Below are 18,079 nucleotides of genomic sequence, written 5' to 3'. Positions count from 1 at the left end.
GGAGCCGGACCAACGCCCGGTCGGCGCACCCCTTCGGAGGCGGCCGCTTCCTCCGAGGGTGGGGTTGTTTTACCACCTAGGTGTCTATTTGCGGGGGATTTGCACGGTCACGATTACCAGATGCAATCCACCTTCGTCGCACACTTTCGCGGTCGTGTCGAAACCTTCGGCGACACCAGGACGTACACCTACCTGCGTGAGGCGGGGCGTGAACTGGTCGAGGATGTCGCGACCTACCGCGAACTGGACCGGGACGCCAGGGCGCTCGCGGAGTGGCTCACCCACCGCACCGAATCCGATCGGCCGGTGCTGCTGCTCTACCCGCCGGGACCCGAGTTCCTGCGCGCCTTTCTCGGCTGCCTGTACGCCGGGGTGATCGCGGTTCCGGCGCCGGTGCCGACGGATGCGCGCAGCATGGCGCGCGTCGCGGGCATGCTCGACGACGCCGATGTCCGGCTCGTCCTGTCCACCACCGAAATCGGTGCGTCCGTGGCCGCGTGGCTGGGTGCGCGGAACGGGTCGGCCGCGATCGTGGTGGCGGCGACCGACGCCGATTCGCTCGGCGATCCGGACGCCTGGGTCATGCCCGGCATCACCGGCGAGACCATCGCGTTCCTGCAATACACCTCGGGTTCGACCGGTACCCCCAAGGGCGTGGCGGTCTCGCACGGCAACCTGATGCACAATCAGGCGGCTATCTCCGCCGCGGTCGGCACCGGTCCCGCCGATGTCTTCGTCGGCTGGCTGCCGCATTTTCACGACATGGGTCTGATCGGCATGCTGCTGCAGCCGATGTCCGTGGGCGCGAGCTTGGTCTACATGTCGCCGATCGCCTTCTTGAAGCGTCCCGTGCGGCTGCTCGAAGCGATCGACCACTACCGCGGCCACCTCACGATGGGGCCGAACTTCGGCTACGACCTGCTCGCCCGGCGAGTGACCGACGCGCAAGTGGCCGGACTCGACCTGTCGTCGCTGCGGGTGGCACTGACCGGCGCCGAACCCATCCGCCCCCGCACCCTGGACGCGGTGGCCGAGCGCCTGGGCCCCGCGGGCTTCACCGCCGACGTGCTCCTCGCGGCGTACGGCATGGCGGAGGTCACCCTGATGGCCACCGCGGCGCGCCCCGGCCGACCGCCGGTGTACCTCGACGTGGATTCCGCAGCGCTGGAACGCAATCGGCTCGTCGCGGGCCACGGGACCCGCCTGGTGGGCTGCGGCGCGGCGGTCACCGGCCTGGACCTGCGCATCGTGGATCCGGTCAGCCTGCGCACCCTGCCGGACGGTCACATCGGCGAGATCTGGATCGGCGGATCGAGTGTGGCGCAAGGCTATTGGAACCGGCCGGATGACACCCGCGACCGGTTCGACGCCCGCACCGAGGGCGCGGGGCCGTACCTGCGGACCGGCGACCTCGGCGCACTCCTGGACGGCGAACTGTTCATCACCGGTCGGCTGAAGGATCTGATCATCGTGAACGGCCGCAACCTGTATCCGCACGACATCGAGGAGGCCGTGCGCGACGCCCATCGGGCGGTCGCCGACGCGCCGGGGGTCGTGCTCTCGATCGACACGGCCGATCAGGAACACCTGCTGGTGGTCCAGGGCGTGCGCACCGAGCAGCTGGGCGAGTTGCCGATCGCCGAGCTGTCCGCCCGCATCAGGTCGGAGGTGGCGCGCGGTTTCGGTCTCCCGGCCCCGAACGTTGTGCTGGTCGAACATCGCGCGGTCCACCGCACCACCAGCGGCAAGGTGCAACGCAACTCGATGCGGTCCGCGTTCCTCGGCAACGTCGTCGACGGGGTGCTGCACGAGGAGATCGAACCATCGGTCCAACGGGTGCGGGCCGGCGTGCTCGTCGCGCACTGACGGACAGGCCCTCGAATGACTCAGGAGACACCACTGATGAGACCGACCGTGCCCGCCCAGCGGAATGACGTTGCGGTGGACTGGCTCACCGCCCGGGTAGCCGAGTACCTGGGGTGCGCTCCGGCCGCAGTCGACCCCGCCCTGCCGCTGGCCGAACTGGGCTTGGATTCGGTGTCGGCGGTGAACCTGTGCGGCGAGATCGAATTCGAGTGGGACCTCGACGTGGACCCGACCGTCGTCTTCGACTACCCGACGATCCGCGAACTCGGTGCGTACATCATCGCCGAGGCCGCCGACCGGACCGGGTACGCGGCATGAGCGACGCGATCGCGATCGTCGGGATCGACTGCCGCTTTCCGCAAGCGCCGGACCCGGAGGCGCTGTGGGCGCTACTGATGACAGGCGGCGACGCGATCACCGAGGTACCCGGGAACCGCTGGCGCGCAGCCGATTTCCACGATGCCGCGGGCGGGCCTGGCAAAATCAACAACCGCACCGGGGGCTTCCTCGCTGACGCCGACGCCTTCGACAACGAGTTCTTCGGCATCGCCCCGCGCGAGGCCGAAGCGATGGACCCGCAACAGCGACTGCTGCTGCAGTCCGCGTGGCGGGCGTTCGAGGACGCCACCCTGGACCCGCGCGGACAGGCGGGCTCGAACACCGGAGTGTTCGTCGGTGTCATGGCCAACGAATGGGCCACCGCGCAGATGCATGACTACACCCGCATCACCCCGCAAATCGGTTCGGGCAACGGCTATTTCATGACCGCCAACCGAATCAGCTATCAGCTGGACCTGAAAGGTCCGAGCATGGCGGTCGACACCGCGTGCTCGTCGTCGCTGGTCGCGGTCCACCAGGCCGCCGGCGCTTTGCGCGCAGGCGAGTGCGACCAGGCCCTCGCCGCCGGCGTCAACATCACGGTGACGCCCGCCCTCAATGTCTTCTACACGCAGGCGGGCCTGTCCGCGCCGGACGGGCGTTGTAAACCGTTCAGCGGCAAGGCCGACGGGATCGGCCGCGGCGAGGGCGTCGCGGTGCTGGTGCTGCACCGGCTCGCGGACGCGCAGGCGGCGGGCCTGCCGATCTACGCGCTGATCGCGGGGAGCGCGGTGAACAACGACGGCCGCAGCAACGGGATCACCGCGCCGAACCGGTGGGCCCAGCAGCAGGTCGTCGCGACCGCGTACCGGCGGGCCGGCGTATCCGCGGATCAGGTCGCGTTCCTCGAGGCGCACGGCACCGGAACGATGCTCGGCGACATGATCGAGGCCAAGGCGCTGGGAGCGGTGCATGCCGCGCGGCGTGAGCAGCCGTGCGCGATCGGCTCGATCAAGGGCAACCTCGGCCACACCGAGGGAGCGGCCGGGATCGCCGGTCTGATCAAGGTGGCGTTGAGTTTGCACCACCGGGTGGTGCCGCCCACCCGGTACGCGGCCGAGGAGAACCCGCGGCTGCGGCTGGCCGAGTACGGCCTGCGGCTGGCGGCCGAGCCGATGGCCCTGCCGGACGGGCGGATTCACGGGGCGGTGTCAAGCTTCGGCATGGGCGGCACCAACGCGCACATGCTGCTGGCGAGCGCTCCCCCGGCACCCGCGGCGACGGCCTCGGGTCGCGTCGGCGTGCTCACTCTCTCGTCCAACGATCGGGAAGGGTTGCGGCGCAACGCGGCCCGTCTCGCCGATCGTCTGGACCGGGATCCGGTCGGTTTGGGTGGCGTGTGCTGGTCGACCAATCAGGTGAAGTCCTCGGGCCGTCACCGGCTGTCGCTGGTCGTCCGGGACCGGGACGCCGCCGTCGCCGACCTGCGCGCGTGCGCCTCGGATGCCGTCCTCGACGCGAATTCCGGTGTCGCGCAGCATCCGTCGATCGGATTTCTGTTCACCGGGCAGGGCGCCCAGTACCCGGGCATGTCGCGTGCGCTGTACGCGACATCGGAGACGTACAACCGGGCGCTCCGTGAGGTGGACGAACCCATGACGACGCACCTGCAGCGCTCGGTCGCCGATCTGCTGCTCGGTGACGACGATGCCGTGCACCGGACCGAGTTCGCGCAGCCCGCGCTGTTCGCGGTCGAATACGCGTTGGCCAGGACGCTCGTGGAGCTCGGCGTCGACCCGGCGTGGCTGCTCGGCCACAGTGTCGGCGAGTTCGCCGCGGCGGCCATCGCAGGGGTGTTCTCCCTCGAGGACGCCTGCCGGCTTGTCACCGCCCGCGGGCGGCTCATGCAGCAGTTGCCCTGCGCCGGCGCCATGCTCGCTGTTCGCGGCAGTGCCGACCTGGTCGCCGAGCTGATCGAGAACGAGCCCGATGTGGCGCTCGCGGCGGTCAACGGCCCGCGGGAGGTGGTGCTCTCCGGTGCGGCGGCCACGGTCGACCGCCTCGCCACGGTGCTCGCCGACCGCGGCGTCACCGTCCGGCGGCTCCCCGTCTCGCACGCCTTCCACTCACCCCTGATGGCACCGGTCCGGGACCAGTTCGCACACGTCGCCGAGCAGTGCCGGTACCAGCCGCCGACCGCCGCGATCTACTCGACGGTGCACGGTCGTCTGCTCGAACCCGGTGAGCCCATGGACGCCGCCTACTGGGTCGAACACATCGGGGCCACCGTGCGTTTCGCCGACGCCGCGACCGCCGCGCTGGCCGCCGGGCCTACACACCTGATCGAGATCGGCCCGCGGCGCACGCTGGCGCCCATGCTCGGCCGCGCCAATCCTGGCCTCGACCTTCGCATCTGCGCGCCCTGCCCCGGACCGGAGGCCACGGGCCACGAACTGGCCGACACGATCGCGGCGCTGTATCGCGATGGGCTCGACCCGAACTGGGATGCGCTGTACGAACCAGGCGACCGGATCCGGCGGCGCACCGGCGGGTACGAGTTCGACACCAGCCACCGGTCCTGGATCCGTCCCGAAACCGCAGCGCCGGAAACACCCGCGACCGACGCACCCACTCCCCCGGCCCCCCACAGCGAGGACACCACCATGGATCAACTGATCGCGCTGTTCCGAGAGCAGAACGCTCTCCTGTCGGCCGCCGCCAACGCGGCATCCGACCAGCTGGGGCAGCCGACCGGGGGCCAGGCTCAACCCGACACCGGCGTCGATGTGGCAGCCGTGGTCCGCGCCGAGTTCGCCCGGGTCAGCGGATTCCCGGTAGGTAAACTGCGCGACAGCCAAACCATCGGCGGCGAACTGGGATTCGACTCGATCATGGTCGCCGACCTACTCAGCGGACTCACCCGCCGGATACCCGGGCTCGCGATCAGGCCGGACCGGCTCACTCCCGCCACCACACTCGCCGAGGTGATCAGGCTGGCCGATCCCCCGCAATCCGGCTCGCCGACAACGCTTTCGGAAGTTGCCGAACCGACCGAATCGGAGGTATCGGCCGAGGTCGAGCCCCAGTTTCGCATCGCGGATTTTCCGGAGGTGCAGGCGATTTTCGACCGGATCGAGACGGCCGAGAAGTTCGGGGTGAGCAACCCCTACTTCCTGATCAACGACGGAGTCACCCGCGACACCTCGGTGATCGGCGGAGCGGACGTGCTCAACTTCTCCAGCTACAACTACCTCGGCATGTCCGGGCACCCGGCCGTCACCGCCGCCGTGCAAGACGCCGTGGCACGGTACGGCAGTTCGGTCTCGGCGAGCCGCCTGCTCTCGGGTGAGAAGACGATTCACGCCGAGTTGGAGCGTGAACTGGCCGCCCTGCTCGGCACCGAGGACGCGATCACCCTCACCAGCGGCCACGCCACCAACGTCACCGTGATCGGGCACATCGTCGGCCCCGGCGACCTGATCGTCCACGACAGCCTCGCCCACGACAGCATCCTGCAAGGCTGCAAACTCTCCGGCGCCACCCGACGCCCCTTCCCGCACAACGACTTCACCGCACTCGACCGCATGCTTGCCGATATCCGCCACCTTTATCGGCGGGTGCTGGTCGTGATCGAGGGCGTCTACAGCCAGGACGGCGACATCCCCGACCTGCCCGCGCTGATCGAGGTGAAGAAGCGACACCAGGCGCTGCTGATGATCGACGAAGCACACAGCATCGGCGTGCTCGGTGCGACCGGCGGCGGCGTCGGCGAATACTTCGGTGTCGACCGCGCCGAGGTCGAACTGTGGTCCGGGACAATGTCGAAGGCACTGGCCGGGTGCGGTGGATACGTCGCGGGCAGTGCCGAACTCGTCCGTTTCCTGAAATACACCACCCCCGGATTCGTCTACAGCGTCGGCATCACCCCGGCCAACGCCGCCGCCTCCCTGGCCGCACTACGTGAGCTGCGCGCCGAACCCGCGCTGCTCGATCGACTGCGCACGTTGTCCCGACTGTTCCTGACCCTGGCCAAGGAAGCGGGCATCGACACCGGCGACAGCCACGACACCCCCGTCATCCCGTGCATCGTCGGCGACTCGATGACAACGCTGGCACTGTCGAATACCTTGCTGCGCAGGGGAATCAACGCCAACCCGATCCTGTATCCGGCCGTGCCCGAGGACAAGACCCGGCTGCGGTTCTTCATCACCACCTGCCACACCGAGGAACAAATCCGATCAACGGTGAAGATCCTCGCCGAGGAACTGACCCTGCTACGGACGGCCGGGTGACCGGCTACCTCGAACCCGCGGCGGCAGGCGCGGACTCGGCGTCGTTGCGGCTGTTCTGTTTTCACCACGCGGGCGGCGGCGCGTCGATGTATCGCACCTGGCAGCGCGCACTGGGTCCGCACACGGCGGTGCGACCGGTACTACTGCCGGGCCGCGAGCGCCGCAGCGGCGAGTCACGGTTCGACGACCTCGAGCCATTGCTCACGGACCTGGACGCTCAGCTGGACGAGCACCTCACCGAACCGTTCGCCTTCTTCGGGCACAGCATGGGAGCGCTGCTCGCCTATCGCCTGGCGTGCCGCAGGCGCGACCGCGGCGCGACACCGCCTGCGGCGCTGATCGTCTCGGGCTGCACCGCGCCACACCTGCCGCCTTCGCTGCCGCCGGTCGAGGCGCTCGACGACGCGGCGCTGATCCGGCTGCTCGGCGACCTGGGCGGACTGCCCGCCCCGATCCTCGACGTCCCGGCGCTGCTCGCCGACGCACTGCCCGTCATCCGGGACGATCTGCGGGTGTGCGCATCGCACCGATACGACAGCGCGCCACCCCTGCCCTGCCCGATCCACGTCTTCGGCGGTGCGGCCGACCCGCTGGTCGACGACCTCGAACTGGCCGCGTGGCGAGAACACACCACCGCCCCCAGCGAGGTGCGCATCCTGCCCGGAGATCACTTCTTCCTGTTCGATCGACCGGACGATCTGTTCGATCACCTGCGACCGTTGCTGCGCGGCTGCGTGGCCGCGCGGAACGTGCGCTGATTCGAGTCCGAACCGCCGAAATTCGAGTACCGCGCTACTCAATACCGGCTGGTCCGCCCGGGTGACACTCATACGGTGTTTACAGCATCAACGGGTAAGAACATCGTCATTTGTCTCGACGGGACGGGCAATCAGCTCCGGGCCACCGGCAGTACGAATGTCGTTCGACTGTTCGAGATGCTCGACCTGAGTAATCCCGCCGAACAGATCGCCTTCTACGATCCGGGAGTCGGGACCTTCAGCGCCCGGGGCGCGTGGTCGCCGCCGGCCCGCTGGCTGTCGCGGATGCTCGGGTTGGCCGTCGGGAGTGGACTGCGGTCGAATCTCGCCGAGGCCTATACCTATCTGATCGAGCACTGGCGGCCGGGCGACCGGGTGTACGTCTTCGGGTTCAGCCGGGGCGCGTACACGGCTCGAGCCCTCGCCGGTTTGCTGCACGAGCCCGGCCTGTTGCGCCCCGGCAGCCAGAATCTCGTCCAATACGTCGTCAGCGCGTACACCCGCAGGGCGACCAATTGGCCCGAACTGCGGCGGTATGCGCGGGCCTTCTGTTCCAAGACCCCGGATGGCGAATTCTCGATTCCCATCGAATATCTGGGGGTCTGGGACACGGTGAAGGCGGCCGGGCTGTTCCGATGGGACCTGCACTGGCCCTTCACCCGGCAGATTCCGAACGTGGCGCGGGTCCGCCACGCCGTTTCGATCGATGAGAAGCGCCGTCCGTACGAGCAATACCTGGTGATCCCCAAGGGGCAGCGGCCGGTGCTCGACGAAGCGTGGTTCGCGGGCGTCCATTCCGATGTCGGCGGAACGTTCGAGGACGATCCGCGACTGGCCGAGATCGCCCTCAAATGGATCGCCGACGGCGCCATCGAGGCCGGAATTCTCCTGAAAGCCCATTCCTACCAAGACATCTGCACGTTGAGTGTGGAGCACGCGAGCGGACGCGTGCATCGGATGGGGTGGATCTGGGCGTTGCTCACCTACCGCCATCGCCGCATTCCGGCCGAAGCCCGGGTGCACGCGAGTGTGCGCGATCGGTGCGAGACCGACGCGAACTATGGCAAACGAATCCCGCGAGAAGTCCGGTGGGAGGACGAACAATGGACGAAACCACACCTGTTGCCGACCGTGTGACCCTGCCCGCGGCCGGCGTGAGAACGGTGGCCTACAGCATGGGCGGCATCTGCCCGCCCGCCCGGCGCCGCTTGCGCACCTTCGCCTTCGATCCGATGTCGACGCGCTTGACCGGCCGCTTCCTGACCCTGGACATCCCGTTCGAGAAGATCCGCGGCCCGGGCCCGGACGGCGAACTCGTGCAGGTCATCGACTACGACGCCAGCCGCGAGAAATGGTACGCGCCGATCGACCTCGACGACCCGTATCTGTTGGCGCAGGACGGAATTCGCCCCTCCGAGAGCGATCCCCGGGCCCATCAACAGGTCGTGTACGCCGTCGCGATGAGCGTTCTGGAACGGTTCGAGCGATTCATGGGCCGCCGTTTCCGATGGCATCACGAACAGGTCCTGCGCCTGGTTCCGCACGCCTTCGAAGGGCAGAACGCGTATTTCGATCCGCAGCGCCGCGCCGTGCTGTTCGGCTACTACCGCGCCGATGCCGAGAATCCGGGCGCGAACCTCCCGCACCAGATCATCTTCACCTGCCTGTCGAGCGATATCGTCGCGCACGAGGTGACCCACGCGATCGTGCATCGAATCCGGCGGCTCTACAGCGAATCCACCCACCGCGACGTCTTCGCCTGGCACGAGGCCGTCGCCGATCTGATGGCCCTGTTCCAGCATTTCACGCACCGCGACGTCGTCCTCGACGCGATCGCGACGACCGCGGGGGAACTCGGCAAGAGCGCCGGACTGCTGGATCTGGCCCGGGAATTCGGCGAATCCACCGGTCGCGGCGCGGCCCTGCGGTCGGCGATCAGGAACCCGGACCGCACACCCAACCAGTTCATCGCCGCCCAGGAGCCGCACGAACTCGGCGCGTGCTTCGTGGCCGCGGTGTTCGACGCCTATCTCGATGCCTATCAGAGCGCGATCGCGGATCTGCTGCGCATCGCGACCGGCGGTACGGGTGTTCTGCCTCCCGGTCACCTGCATCCGGATCTGGTGTCCCGTATCGCCGATGAGGCCGTACGGACCGCCGATCGCATGCTCGGAATGGTGGTGCGCGCCTTCGACTATCTGCCGGTGGTCGATGTCCGGTTCGGAGATGTGGTGCGCGCGATCGTCACCGCGGACCGCGGCCTCTACCCCGAGGATCGGCAACACCTGCGCAGCACCCTGGTGGAGGCGCTCCGCCGCCGCGGCATCTGGCCGACCAGTGTCACCTCGCTGACCGATGAGGCGCTGGTGTGGCATCAGCCCGATACCGGGCTGAATCTCAGCCGCGGCAAGCACGCGGTGGACCTGTCCCGGGTGATCCTGTCTGCGTCGCGAGACCTGGATCCGATCGGCACCGCGGGCGAATTGCGCACACCGCCCGCGCCGGAGGGCAACGGCAACTCTCCGCTGCCCGAGCCCCCGACGACGAGTTCGGTCTTCCGTGAGGTCGCCATCGGGGTCACCGCCTGGGCCCGCGCGAACGCCCTGCAGTTGGGGCTCGATCCGAAATTCCCGATCAGCTGTGAAGGCATCCACGTGTCCTACCGCCGAGCCGGTGATCGACTGCCCCGGCCCGAACTGGCCATCCAACTGCTGCAGCGGCGCGCGGACCTCGAGGACCCGAAACAGTACAAGCCACCGGCGATTCGCGCGGGCACCGCCCTGGTCGTCCGCACCGACGGCAGCGTGGACTACATCATCGCGAAGCCGCTGCCGCTCAGCGACCCGGCCGCGGTCACCGACGACAGTGCCCGGGAATTCCATGCCGCCGGCAAGCAGCGGCTCGCCGAAATGACCGAGTGGTTCGAGCAGCTGGAGGGCGCCGACCCCTTGAGCGCCTGGACCGCCGAGCATGCGATCCACCGCCTCGGCTTCGCCACCATCCATTCGGAGACCGGTGAGTAGGTGCGAGATGGATACCGGGACAAAGATTTCCGTTCGAATGTACAACGTGGGTTTCGGTGACGCGTTCACCGTGACGGTCCAGCGCGGGCCCGAGACCTGGCGGATGCTGGTCGACTGCGGGGTGCACAGCCAGGGCCGGGCCCGCCCGATTCAGGAGTCCGTGCGCGCGATCATCGCCGACCTCACCGAGGCCGCCCCCGACCACCGGCCGCACCTCGACGTCGTCGTCGCCACCCACCACCACGCCGACCACATCACCGGATTCGCCTGCGAGGAATGGGAACAGGTGTTGGTGGACGAGGTGTGGGTGCCGTTCGTGGAGGACCCGAACGACGCGGACGCGCGCCGGATCCGCGGCGGGCAGACCGATGCCGCCAACGGCCTGCTGGCGCTCGGTGAGCGGCGCGTCGCGGAATTCGCCGGTCGTGCCGTGCCCACAGGCGTTTTGCAGGCCCGGATGTTCGCGCTCAACGCGCAGGGCAACGCGGGTGCGACCGATCGGCTGCTGGGTCGCAATCAACTCGGATTCGCCGCGCCCCACCGGGTTCGGTTCCTGCCCAGCAAGCAGGAGGCCGAGAACCGGATCGCCGTGGATCGGGTCGGTCTGGTCGCCCATGTCCTCGGCCCCTCGCGCGACATCAACTTCCTCAAACGAATGGACCCGCCCGCGCAGCAGTCGTGGCCGCTGGTCCGCGCGGCCGCCGGCGACACCGACGCCACACTCACCCCGCTGTTCCATCCGCGCTACATCGTCTCCGGCCCGCTGCCGGGCCGGCTCCCGGAAGCCAAGGCGGACCTCGCCTTACAGAAACTCGTGCACGACGACGACCGATTGCTGCGCGCCGCCGCGATTCTGGAGAACGCGGTGAACAACACCAGCGTCTTCTTCGTCCTCGACATCTCCGGAACCCGCCTGCTGTTCCCGGGCGACGCGCAGCAGGGGGCCTGGGATTACGTGTTCTCCGACGCACGCAATGTCGAACTGCTGGCGGACCTGGCCTTCTACAAGGTCGGCCACCATGGTTCGCACAACGCCACCCCTCGAAGATTCGTCGAAAAGGATTGGCAGACCCCGGGATATGCGATGGTCCCGTTCGGGCCGGTGCAGCGCTGGGTGAAGACCATACCCAAGAAGTCACTGGTCGAGTCGCTCGAGAGTCATCACCACATGGTTGTCCGGGCGGATCAGCCGCCCGCCGCAGTCCCCGGCCGGCTCGCCGTCCACGGCGATATCTGGACCGAGGTCACCCTCACCGCACCGAATCACCATCAGGAGTAGTCATGCCCAGCCCAGACGCCATCAAAGTCTGCACCCCCAAGAGCCTGCCCGGCGCAGACCTGTTCGCGGCCGCCAAGACCGCCGTGGAGATGAATCCCGCCAACCGCCCGTACGTGCGGCCGGTGACGGCGCTGCTCCCCGCGGGCACGGTCACCAAGGAGTTCATCTCCGCGATGACCACCAAGTACTGGAAGAGCGGCGGCGTCCATCTCGCGGTCCGTTTCCTCGACACCGACGCCGCCGACCTGAAGGCGCGCATCATCAGTCACATGAACGCCTGGTCGCCGGGCGCGAACATCAAATTCTCCGAAAGCCGCAGCAATGACGCGGAAGTGCGCATCGCGCGCACACCCGGCGACGGGTACTGGTCCTACCTGGGCACCGACATCCTGCACATCGCGGCCGACCAGCCGACGATGAATCTGGATTCCTTCTCGATGGACACCGACGAGAGCGAATACAAGCGTGTCGTCCGCCACGAAACCGGCCACACCCTGGGGTTCCCGCACGAGCACCTGCGGCGCGAGGTGGTCGGGAACATCGACCCGAAGAAGGCGATCCGCTACTTCCTCGAGGCCGACGGGTGGAGTGCGGCGACCACGAAGGCTCAGGTCCTGACCCCGCTGGAGGACTCCAGTCTCATTGCGACGCCGACGGATACGGTGTCGATCATGTGCTACCAGCTGCCGGGATCGATCATGCGTGATGGCCGTCCGGTGCCCGGTGGCCTCGATATCGACGATCAGGACCGGAAGTTCGCGCAGACGCTCTACCCGGCGAAACTGGTGACCGCGGCGCGCCCGGTCGCGAAGGTCGCCGCACACGCCCACTGACGTCGTGTCGCCGTCCGGAACTCAGAACCGGGACGCCACCCGGACGGCGGCATCGCGCAGCGCGATCGTGACCCGGGAACCCGGCACCAGCAGCTCGCTCGCCACCCGGAATCCGCGCAGTGCCGGTTTCGCCAGCGCCCGCTGCCGCTGTTCGTAGCGGCGCAGCGCGCCGTCCGCGTCGCCGGGCGTGCGCCCCAGCTCCTCGGCGAGGGTGTGCGCGCCGGCGATGGCGAGGCTGGAGCCGTCGCCGAACAGCGACAGGCTGGACCCGGCGTCACCGAGCAGCGTGACGCGGCCTTTCGTCCAGCCGGGCAACGAGACTCGGCAGACCGCGTCGAAGTAGAGGTCGTCGGCCGCGCGTACCTGGTCGAGCAGCTCGTCGAACATCCCGGCGCGCCCGCGGTAGGCGTCGATCACCAGGCGCTTGTGCTGTTCGGTGTCCCGATAGTCGTAACCGGCCACTGCGGGGCTGCGGAAGATGAAGGCGGCGAGGGGTTTTCCGCCCGCCGGATGCACCGACACCGACGTTCCCGGCGCGTTGTACATGATCACCTCCCGATCGCCGCCGAAGGTCCGGTCCACCGGGAGCGTGGCGACGTACATGCCCATGTGCTGCACGAATCCCTGCTCCGCGCCGAACACCAGGCGGCGCACCGCGGAGTGCAGTCCGTCCGCGCCCACCACATAGTCGAACCGGGCGGGTGCGGCCTGCTCGAAGGTGACGTTCACTCCCGAGTCGTCCTGCTCGATACCGGAAATGCTGTCACCCCAATAGATCTCGGCCCCTACCTTGGCCGATTCCAGCAGGATGGCCGGTTTGACTCGGTTCGCCGTGCCAGAGCAGGCGGCCGCCCTGCTTCTCGACCATGGCCAGCACCGCGGCCCCGTAGCTCGCGTATTCGGCGCGGTCCTGGAATTTGATCAGGTTGAGCATCGCGACCGGTCCGTCGTCGGGGGTGGTGGCGAAGCGGGCGAACTGTTCGGGGTCGGGCACGACGGCCATGAGGGGACTCCTTCTTCGTGGCTCAGTCGGAGAGCATGCGGGTGAGGACGGCGGTGACGGCGGCGCGGGCCGCGTCGACCGGCAGGGTTTGGTGGCGGCGCAGGACGTCCCAGGTCTCCCAGGAGCAGATCGCGAAGACGGCCTCGCGGGCCGCCGGGTCGAGGGCGTCGAGTTCGGGCAGGTAGGTGCGCAGGTGAGCGCGCAGCGCGGCGCGGCTCTCGGTCAATCGTTCGGAGAGCACCACGGATTCGTGTTCGCGCAGCAGGGCGGCGCGGCGGGTGCTCGCGACGTTCTCGAACAGTTCCGAGCGCAACGTCACCAGGCGGTCGATGCGTTCGGCCAGGTCGCCGTTGACGGGTTCCAGCAGCACGACCCAGTGCCGGGCGATCTGGGTCTGCGCGGCGTCGACATACAGCGTCTCCAGATCCCGGAAGTGGTGGTACACCGAGCGTGTCGCGACGCCGGCCCGTTCGGCGACCGCCTGGGCGGTGGGCTGCAGGTTGCCCTCGTCGATGAGCGCCAGGGCCGCCTCGAGGACTGCCTGGCGGTTCTTGGCTGCTCGTGCGGTCCGTCCGTCCATCGATGGCAACCCTACACAGGAAGAACAATTGTTGCACGCATCGTGCAAATACATTTAGGCTCTGACCATGCACGCATCGCGGACACCGGACGAGCGATTCGCCGCCCTGCCCGACTTCCCATTCGAACCGCACTACACCGAGGTAGCCGCCGGGGACGGGAGCGACACCCGCCTGCGGCTGCACTATCTCGACGAAGGCCCCCCGGACGGGGAGATCGTGCTGCTGTTGCACGGCGAACCGTCCTGGAGCTTCCTGTATCGGCACATGGTGCCGGTGCTGATGAAAGCCGGGTTGCGCTGTATCGCACCGGATCTCATCGGCTTCGGGCGCAGCGACAAGCCCGCCGACCGGGCCGACTACACCTATGCCCGCCACGTCGAGTGGATGCGCGAGGCCCTTTTCGATCACCTGGACCTGACCGGCATCACGCTGGTCTGCCAGGACTGGGGCGGCCTGATCGGCCTGCGGCTGGTCGCCGAGCATCCGGAGCGTTTCGCCCGCGTGGTCGTCGCCAACACCGGCCTGCCCACCGGCGACGCGAAACTCACCGACGCCTTCGCCGCCTGGCAGCGGTTCTCCCAGGAGACGCCCACCTTCCCGGTCGGCGGGATCATCGCGGGCGGCTGCCGCACCGAACTGACCCCCGACGTGGTGGCCGCCTATGACGCACCCTTCCCCGACGAGACCTACAAGGCGGGCGCGCGAGCCTTCCCGCTGCTGGTCCCGACCCGACCCGACGATCCCGCCGCCCCGGCCAACCGCACGGCCTGGGAACAGCTGGCGCGGTTCGAAAAGCCGGTGCTCACTGCCTTCTCCGACGGTGACCCGATCACCGCGGGCGGCCACCGCGCCTTCCAGGAGAAGGTGCCCGGCGCCGCCGGTCAGCACCACACCACCATCGCCGGCGGCGGTCACTTCCTGCAGGAAGATCGCGGCCCGGAGCTCGCCACGGTGGTCACCGAATTCATCGCCGCCAATCCGGCGGCCGACACGATGGGAACAGCCGAATGATCAGCAGGAGGGGCTTTTTCGGCACCGGTGCGGCGGCGGGCGCGACCGCTGCGGCGGTCGCCGCCGCCGGACCGGCCGCCGCGACGCCGGACCGTCTGGACGTCGACCCCGGCAAGCCCAATATCCTCGTCGTCCTGGTCGACGAGATGCGCGCCCCGATGTGGTTCCCCGAGCAGTCCGTCCTCGACACCGTGCTGCCGAATATCGCTGCGCTGCGGAACAAGTCGGTCTCGTTCGAGCAGCACTACACCGCCGCCAACGACTGCACGCCCTCCCGCGGCGTCCTGGTGACGGGCCTGTACGCCCATCAGACCGGATGCCTGTCGACCTCGCAGTCCGAACTCGCGGCGGGCTTCCCCACCTGGGGTTCGATGCTGCGCGAGCAGGGCTATCGCACCTCCTGGTGGGGCAAATGGCATCTGGGCCACTACGCCGACACCACCCCGGGCGGACTGGACCGCTACGGCTTCGACGGCGGCACCTACCCCTCCCCCAACGGCGCGCCCGAACAGGGCCTGCAGATGGACGGGCGCATCGTCGACGAATTCGCCGGCTGGTTCGATTCCGATGCGGCACAGGGCCCCTGGTGCTCGACGGTGTCGCTGGTCAACCCGCACGACATCCAGTGGTGGCCGCGCTGGACGCGACGCACGCTGGCCAACAACAACATTCCGCGCTGGATCAACGACCTGCCCGGCAACTTCGAGACCCTCGAACAGCTGTCGCGCAAGCCGCGACTCCAGAAGGCCCTGGTGGAAGTGTCCGCGGCGACGTTCGGGCTGGCCCCGTACGGCACGCCCGGCGCCGACCAGGAGTGGATCGACATGCGCAACCTCTACCTCTGGTTCCAGCAGCAGGTCGACATCCAGATCGGCCGCGTCCTCGCCGCGCTGGATGCCCGGCCCGAGGTCGCCGCCAACACCGTGGTGGTCTTCACCTCCGACCACGGCGACTACGCGGGATCACACGGCCTGCACGGCAAGGGCGGCGGCGCTTACGACGAGGCCATCCGGGTGCCGCTGTACATCCACGATCCCCGCGGGCTGCTCACCCCGGCCCCGGGTACCCGCGAGCACCTGACCTCCAGCGTCGACCTGGCGGCCCTGCTGCTGACCATCGGCACCGGCGGCCCGGGCTGGCGCAGCGACGACCGGTACGCGCACCTGGCCGGACGGCACGATATCGCCGCGGTGGCCCGCGATCCGCGCGCCCCCGGGCGGCCCTGGATCCTGCACACCACCGACGAGCACTCCATCGAGGAGGCCGCGGTCCGATTCAACGGCGACGCACCGGGACACGTGATCGCGCTGCGCACCGCCGACGCGAAATTCGTCCGCTACTCGCATTGGGCGCCGGGCACTTCGCGGATCGACCCCGCACAGCAGGAGGAGTACGAGCTCTACGACTACTCCACCCGCGAGGGCGGCCTCGAACTCGACAACACCGCCGCCATCGGCGGCGGCCTGCGTGACACCATGAGCCGATTGCACGACGAGGCGGTGCGCACCGAGCTCCAGCAGCCACTGCCCGCAAATCTGCAACAGGTTCAACAGGACGGATGGAACGATTACTTCACCCAGACCGCGAAGCCCTTCGGTGAACAGCTCGCCGACTTCCTGCGGGACGGCATCGGTGCGAAATAGCTCCCGGGGCGGCGCCGTGGGCGGCGCGACCGCCACCCTGTTCGCCGCCGTGGCCGCCACCGCCGGCGCGGTCCCGATCCCGGCCGTGCCCGCCGCGCCGCCGGTCTTCCTCGGCAATCCCGCGGTGGCGCAACCGATCACCGATCTGCCGCCGGTTCCGCAGCATCCCTACCTCGCCCCCAACGGCAGCTCCGGCATCCACGACGACGGCTGGATGAGCAACACCACCACCCGCCCCGGACCGCTCGGGCACGACCTGCGCGTGGTCTCGTCGGTGGTCGGCGGGGAGTGCGGATCGATCACCTTCGACCACGCCGGACGCATCGTCACCACCTGCATCGGCCCGTCCCCCGCGCTGTACCTGCTCGACCCCGTCACCCTGAATGTGCTGGGCCGCAGCGCTCTACCGGGCGACCCCGGCGCGTTCCTGCGTCCGGGCGCGTTCGGCAACTTCACCGGCGGCGCCTACTTCTACCTCGACAACCAGGATCGCGCCGTGGTCGCCTCCCGCGACGGCCACATCCGCGTCTTCGCCGAGAACGCTTCTGGTGACGGCTTCACCGTCGTGCACGACCACGACCTGACCGGGGTCCTGCGCCCCGGCGAGACCTTCAATTCGGCGCTGCCCGACAGCAACGGCCTGCTGTGGTTCGTCGCCCGCAGCAACGGCGTGGTCGGCACGCTGGACCTGAATACCGGTGCGACACAGGTGATCCGCCTCGGCGACGGCGCGAACGGCGAGATCGAGAACTCCTTCGCGGTGGGCGCCGACGGTGACGTCTACATCGCCACCAACCGCGAACTGCTGCGTTTCGACGCCGGCCCCGCCGGTGAGCCCGTCGTCACCTGGCGCACCACCTACGCCAACAGCGGCCAACACAAACCGGGCCAGGTCGACGACGGCACCGGCACCACCCCCACCATCCTGTCCGGCGGCTACGTCGCGATCACCGACAACGCCGACCCGATGAACGTCGTCGTCTACCGCACCGCGGCCGACGCCGCGCAGCGACAGGTCTGCGCTGTCCCGGTCTTCGGCGCCGGCGATACCGAGAACTCGTTGATCAGCGCCGGCAATTCGCTGATCGTCGAAAACAACTACGGCTACACCGGTCCCGAGGCCACGCTCCTGGGCAAGACCACCACCCCCGGCTTCGCCCGCATCGACATCGACCCCGACGGCAACGGCTGCCACCAGGCCTGGGACAACACCACCGAGGCCGCCCCCACCGTCGTCCCCAAACTGTCCCTGGCCACCGGCCTGATCTACACCTACACCAAAGGCGACGAAGCGACCGACCCCTGGTACTTCACCGCCTTGGACTTCCGCACCGGAGCCACGGTCTGGAAACACCTGACCGGAACGGGCCCCGGCTACAACAACAATTACGCCGGAATCACCTTGGGCCCCAACGGCACCGCCTACCTCGGCGTCATCCCGGGCCTGATCGCCGTGCACGACAACTGAATCG

The 18,079-nt window shown here is 68.7% G+C and carries 14 protein-coding genes; 11 read left to right on the top strand and 3 right to left on the bottom strand.

Annotation, left to right across the window (positions count from 1 at the left end):
- The first annotated feature begins 120 nt into the window (after positions 1–120).
- From ACYVKL_RS28065 to ACYVKL_RS28030, 8 genes are all read left to right on the top strand, one after another.
- Complete coding sequence (locus tag ACYVKL_RS28065; protein ID WP_379166137.1) at positions 121–1,866, top strand: fatty acyl-AMP ligase; 1,746 nt, start codon at positions 121–123, stop codon at positions 1,864–1,866.
- Between the two features lie 36 nt (positions 1,867–1,902).
- The gene (locus ACYVKL_RS28060; protein WP_357196714.1) at positions 1,903–2,184 is read left to right on the top strand and encodes an acyl carrier protein; all 282 of its coding nucleotides are present in this window, start codon (positions 1,903–1,905) and stop codon (positions 2,182–2,184) included.
- On the top strand, positions 2,181–6,476 hold the full coding sequence (locus ACYVKL_RS28055; RefSeq protein ID WP_379166136.1) for a type I polyketide synthase: 4,296 nt from the start codon (positions 2,181–2,183) through the stop codon (positions 6,474–6,476). The genes ACYVKL_RS28060 and ACYVKL_RS28055 overlap by 4 nt, the downstream gene beginning before the upstream one ends.
- The gene (locus ACYVKL_RS28050; RefSeq protein ID WP_379166135.1) at positions 6,473–7,234 is read left to right on the top strand and encodes a thioesterase II family protein; all 762 of its coding nucleotides are present in this window, start codon (positions 6,473–6,475) and stop codon (positions 7,232–7,234) included. Before ACYVKL_RS28055 ends, ACYVKL_RS28050 begins: the two co-directional genes overlap by 4 nt.
- Positions 7,235–7,309: 75 nt before the next feature.
- Positions 7,310–8,371, top strand: coding sequence for a DUF2235 domain-containing protein (locus tag ACYVKL_RS28045; protein WP_379166134.1), 1,062 nt, complete (start codon positions 7,310–7,312; stop codon positions 8,369–8,371).
- Positions 8,338–10,257 carry a gluzincin family metallopeptidase gene (locus tag ACYVKL_RS28040; RefSeq protein WP_379166133.1) on the top strand — a complete coding sequence of 640 codons (1,920 nt, stop codon included), beginning with the start codon at positions 8,338–8,340 and terminating at the stop codon, positions 10,255–10,257. Before ACYVKL_RS28045 ends, ACYVKL_RS28040 begins: the two co-directional genes overlap by 34 nt.
- A gap of 46 nt (positions 10,258–10,303) precedes the next feature.
- On the top strand, positions 10,304–11,536 hold the full coding sequence (locus ACYVKL_RS28035) for a ComEC/Rec2 family competence protein (RefSeq protein WP_379166132.1): 1,233 nt from the start codon (positions 10,304–10,306) through the stop codon (positions 11,534–11,536).
- A 2-nt stretch (positions 11,537–11,538) separates the two neighbouring features.
- On the top strand, positions 11,539–12,369 hold the full coding sequence (locus ACYVKL_RS28030) for a M12 family metallopeptidase (protein ID WP_379166131.1): 831 nt from the start codon (positions 11,539–11,541) through the stop codon (positions 12,367–12,369).
- 21 nt (positions 12,370–12,390) lie between these two features.
- Here the strand turns inward: ACYVKL_RS28030 and ACYVKL_RS28025 are convergent, their stop codons facing one another.
- Genes ACYVKL_RS28025 through ACYVKL_RS28015 form a run of 3 tightly spaced genes read right to left on the bottom strand, consistent with a single transcriptional unit; the run spans position 12,391 to position 13,952 of the window.
- Positions 12,391–13,146 carry an FAD-dependent monooxygenase gene (locus ACYVKL_RS28025; protein WP_379166684.1) on the bottom strand — a complete coding sequence of 252 codons (756 nt, stop codon included), beginning with the start codon at positions 13,144–13,146 and terminating at the stop codon, positions 12,391–12,393.
- Positions 13,133–13,372: a hypothetical protein gene (locus ACYVKL_RS28020; RefSeq protein WP_379166130.1), complete on the bottom strand. Its 240-nt coding sequence runs from the start codon at positions 13,370–13,372 to the stop codon at positions 13,133–13,135. The genes ACYVKL_RS28025 and ACYVKL_RS28020 overlap by 14 nt, the downstream gene beginning before the upstream one ends.
- A 22-nt stretch (positions 13,373–13,394) precedes the next feature.
- Positions 13,395–13,952 carry a TetR/AcrR family transcriptional regulator gene (locus tag ACYVKL_RS28015; protein WP_379166129.1) on the bottom strand — a complete coding sequence of 186 codons (558 nt, stop codon included), beginning with the start codon at positions 13,950–13,952 and terminating at the stop codon, positions 13,395–13,397.
- A 67-nt stretch (positions 13,953–14,019) separates the two neighbouring features.
- On the opposite strand from ACYVKL_RS28015, the gene ACYVKL_RS28010 reads away from it, so the two are divergent.
- The 3 genes from ACYVKL_RS28010 to ACYVKL_RS28000 are packed head-to-tail and all read left to right on the top strand — an operon-like array spanning position 14,020 to position 18,075.
- Positions 14,020–14,964, top strand: a complete 945-nt coding sequence (locus ACYVKL_RS28010; protein WP_379166128.1) for a haloalkane dehalogenase — start codon at positions 14,020–14,022, stop codon at positions 14,962–14,964.
- Positions 14,961–16,607: a sulfatase-like hydrolase/transferase gene (locus ACYVKL_RS28005; RefSeq protein ID WP_379166127.1), complete on the top strand. Its 1,647-nt coding sequence runs from the start codon at positions 14,961–14,963 to the stop codon at positions 16,605–16,607. Before ACYVKL_RS28010 ends, ACYVKL_RS28005 begins: the two co-directional genes overlap by 4 nt.
- Entirely contained in the window at positions 16,597–18,075 is a 1,479-nt protein-coding gene (locus ACYVKL_RS28000; protein ID WP_379166126.1) for a hypothetical protein, read from the top strand. The genes ACYVKL_RS28005 and ACYVKL_RS28000 overlap by 11 nt, the downstream gene beginning before the upstream one ends.
- The last annotated feature ends 4 nt before the right edge of the window (positions 18,076–18,079 follow it).

It is taken from the genome of Nocardia tengchongensis (assembly GCF_054781395.1).
Note: the sequence above shows the minus strand (reverse complement) of the source record. Positions and strands in the feature narration are given on the sequence as shown.